The 3,287-nt window shown below is 67.4% G+C and carries 3 protein-coding genes; all 3 read right to left on the bottom strand.

Features of this window, described 5'->3' with window-relative positions; translation table 11 throughout:
- Positions 1-192 precede the first annotated feature (192 nt).
- The 3 genes from VNG13_15465 to VNG13_15455 all read right to left on the bottom strand — a co-directional run bounded on the left by VNG13_15465 (position 193) and on the right by VNG13_15455 (position 3,006).
- Positions 193-639: a hypothetical protein gene (locus VNG13_15465; protein HVA61914.1), complete on the bottom strand. Its 447-nt coding sequence runs from the start codon at positions 637-639 to the stop codon at positions 193-195.
- Positions 636-1,679 carry a helix-turn-helix transcriptional regulator gene (locus VNG13_15460; GenBank protein ID HVA61913.1) on the bottom strand — a complete coding sequence of 348 codons (1,044 nt, stop codon included), beginning with the start codon at positions 1,677-1,679 and terminating at the stop codon, positions 636-638. Before VNG13_15460 ends, VNG13_15465 begins: the two co-directional genes overlap by 4 nt.
- A gap of 76 nt (positions 1,680-1,755) precedes the next feature.
- Positions 1,756-3,006 (bottom strand): IS110 family transposase, encoded by a 1,251-nt coding sequence (locus tag VNG13_15455; GenBank protein ID HVA61912.1) that lies wholly within the window; start codon positions 3,004-3,006, stop codon positions 1,756-1,758.
- Between the last annotated feature and the right edge of the window lie 281 nt (positions 3,007-3,287).

Raw genomic sequence — 3,287 nt, 5'->3', positions numbered from 1 at the left:
GGGCCTCCGCACCCAACAGGGCCCGACGCCCCCGCTCGGTCAACTCCGGCCACAACGCATCGATTCGCCGAGCTACCCCATCCAACGATTCCGCGGCGATCGGCACACCCCAACAATACCGACACTCCAGCTAAAATCACTTACTTATTTATTGGCGAGCCCTAAGCTTGCGATTAAACCCTGGACCTGGGCTCAGGCGGCCTTTTTGACCGCGGGGTAGCGGGTTCGGGGTGGTTTTCGGGTGCCTTTGGGTCGTCCGGGGCCGGGGGTGTGGGTTTTGGGTGGTTCGGCTGGGGTGCCGATGGTTGCGCGCAGCCGTCGAAATCCCCTGCGCACCCGGGCTGGGGTGAGCTGGCACGGGTCGCGTGGCCGTTGCCAGGGCAGACGGATGTCTTCAACGAGGCCGCGGGCTAGTCGTAGCTGGGTGTAGGCGGCGATGACGAGCCAGGTCCAGCGGTCGGCTTGCTCGGGGGTGCGTATCGCCGGGGTGGTCCAGCCGAGGGTGTTCTTGGCGAACCGGTAGGTGTGTTCGATGTCGAAAAGGCGCAGGGTATGCCCGCCAGCACAGGTCGAGGTCGGGCTGGCCGGGTCCGGACCACCACAGCCATAGCGTCTTGAAGTCGTAGAGAAAGTTCTCACACGCTGTCGCCGGCCAGGCCGCTCGGTTCCGCTTGATGCTTGCCGTGCGTGCTCCGGTTGATGGTTGACAGGTCGGCACGCGACGGAGCGGGGGGTCGGCGGCGGCCTCTTGCGGCTACGGCAGGCATGAGCAGTTGGGTGAGTTCAGGCCCGAGGTCGTATAGGACGCTCATGCTTTCGTCGCTGAGGTTCAGCACGATTCTTCGGATGTCTACGCGCGCGCGGGCGCGGAACGCGTCCGCGCGGGCGCCTTCTTCGCCGGCTAGTTCGGGCGGGATCAGCTGCAGACCTGAGCTTGGTGCGTCGCGACGATGCTTGGGCACGGGCGTCGCCTGCTGCCAGATGTGCCGCAGGTACGCGAGGTAGCGGTCGAACGGCCCGGCGTCGGTCTTGCGCTCGAGGTGTTGAACCGGTGCGAGTGAGTCGCTGAGGCCGGGCAGTACGGGCTGGACGAACATCTGGCGGCCGAATCGGTAGATGGTGACCGGTGTTGCGCCGTGGACGCGGACTTGTGAGTGGATCGCCCGGTCGATGTCGAGCAGCGGGTCGAGGTCGTGCAGACTGCGGCGGGAACGGGCGGCGGCGTCGAGTGCACCGACATCGCTGGTCGTGTCGACGTGCTCGGGGTCGAGGAGGGCCACAGTGATCGTGGCGCCGATGAGTGCGTTGCAGGCGAGCTCGGCGAGCAGGAGAGGTTGGCTCTCGGCGAGCCAGGTCAGGTCGTTGGCGAGGATGTCGACTGATCCCGGGGCGCCGATGGTGGTGGCCCAGACGTCGTCGGGGATGTCGAGCCGGCTGTCGTAGAGCGTGACCAGGTCACTGTCGCAGCTGCCGGTGGTTTCGGCCGGCCACAGGTCGGCGGGCTCGACGCCGAGGAGCCGGGCGGCCGCGTAGCGGTGCCGGGCGTATGGCGTCGTCGTGCCGGCGAGCCAGCGTTGCACGGTCTTCTCGTCGACGCCGATCCGTTCGGCGAGGCTGCGCGGGGTGTGCCCGGCGAGGTGGAGCAGGTGCGCGAGCGCGGCGTTGCGACTGGTGGACATCCACAGCCTCCCTAGTTGGCGCTAGATGCCCTAGTTGTCCCAGGAGGGTGTGACAGACATCCCATGCCGAAATTTGTCAAGCGGCGACGTCGGCGGTTTGTGGCCGGCGGTGCTGCCAGGCAGTGTCCTCGTCGTAGACGGTGCCGGTCTTCAGGCAGCCGTGCAGGATGCCGACGAGCCGGTTCGCGAGCTGTCGCAGCGCCGCGTGATGGCCGATGTTCCTGCCGCGTAGCTCGTCGTAGTAGGCCCGGGCGCCCGGCGATCCGGTGAGCGCGGCATAGGCCTGCATGTGCAGCGCCGCGCCCAATCGCCGGTTGGTTGCGTACCGGGCAAGCACCACCGACTTGCGGCCCGAGGCGCGGGTGATCGGGCTCTGCCCGGAGTAGTTCTTGCGCGCCCGCGCGTCGACGAATCGGGTCTTGTCATCGCCGAACTCGCCCATTACCCGGGAAGCCAACACCACCCCGAGACCCGGCTGGCTGAGGTAGATCTCAGCGGCCGGGTGCCGGCCAAAATGCTCGCTCATCACCTCGGCCAGCCCGCTGATCTGGGTGTTGAGCGCGGCGATGATCCGCACCTGGCCGGCCACCACGGTCGCATAGGCGCTGTCCAGCACGGGTGGCTGGCGCAACGCCGGCGCCCGCAGCACCGCCTGCAAAGCCTCGGCCTTCACCTCGATGTGATGACGCCGGGCCGCACGCAACGCGGCCGTGAGTTGGGCGCGGGTCAGCTTCGCCGCCTGCGCCGGGCTCGGCGCCCGCTCCAGCAAGACCAGCGCGTCAGCGGCCGTCAGATCCTCGAAGGCTTCAAGCGCAGCAGGGAAAAACTCCCGCAGCGTGGACCGCAACCGCAGCACGTGACGGGTACGCTCCCAGATCGCGTTCTGATGCGCACGGGCCAGCAGCTTCACCGCGTCGGCCAGATCGCTGTCCCCGGCGATCGGCCGGTGATGGTCACGATCGAGACGCACGATCTCGGCGAGCACATGCGCGTCCCCGGCATCGCTCTTCGCGCCCGAGGTGGCGTGACGCTCGCGGTAGCGTGCCGCGGACAAGGGGTTGATCGCATACACCAGATAGCCGGCCGCTCGCAGCGCCGTCACCCACGGGCCGCGGTCGGTCTCGATCCCCACGACCACCTGACCGGCGGCCTGCTCGGGCGGCAGCTTGGCCCAGGCCGGTGGGGCATGCTCGGCGACCAGTGCATGTAGCCGGGTGATGCCCTCCAGCCCCTCTGGCAACCGGACCCGCGCCAAGCGACGACCGTCCTCGTCTTCGATCTCCACGTCGTGATGGTCCTCAGCCCAGTCGTCTCCAATGAACAGCACTTGCAACAACTCCTTCCCGTCCGGACAACAAGATCACAGCACCCGGGGACCCCTGCAACCTAATGATCAAGTGCTCACGCCGAGGCGGGCACGACATCCCATCAGCAGTCCAGTCACCGGCGAACCGGCGGGCGCACGGTCTGTCACTAGCCTCGATCTTTCACGGGAAGTCGCGCGACACGGGGGTTGAGAAGCCGAAAGTGCCTGCCCTGCAAGGGAAAATGGGCTTGTCGAAGAGTCCAACAACCCTCGCAGAGAGGCACCTCGTAGATGCAGAGTAA

It is taken from the genome of Mycobacteriales bacterium (genome assembly GCA_035533475.1).
Lineage (GTDB): Bacteria > Actinomycetota > Actinomycetes > DATLTS01 > DATLTS01 > DATLTS01.
The sequence above is the reverse complement of the archived record's forward strand: the minus strand, read 5'-3'. Positions and strand labels throughout refer to the sequence as shown.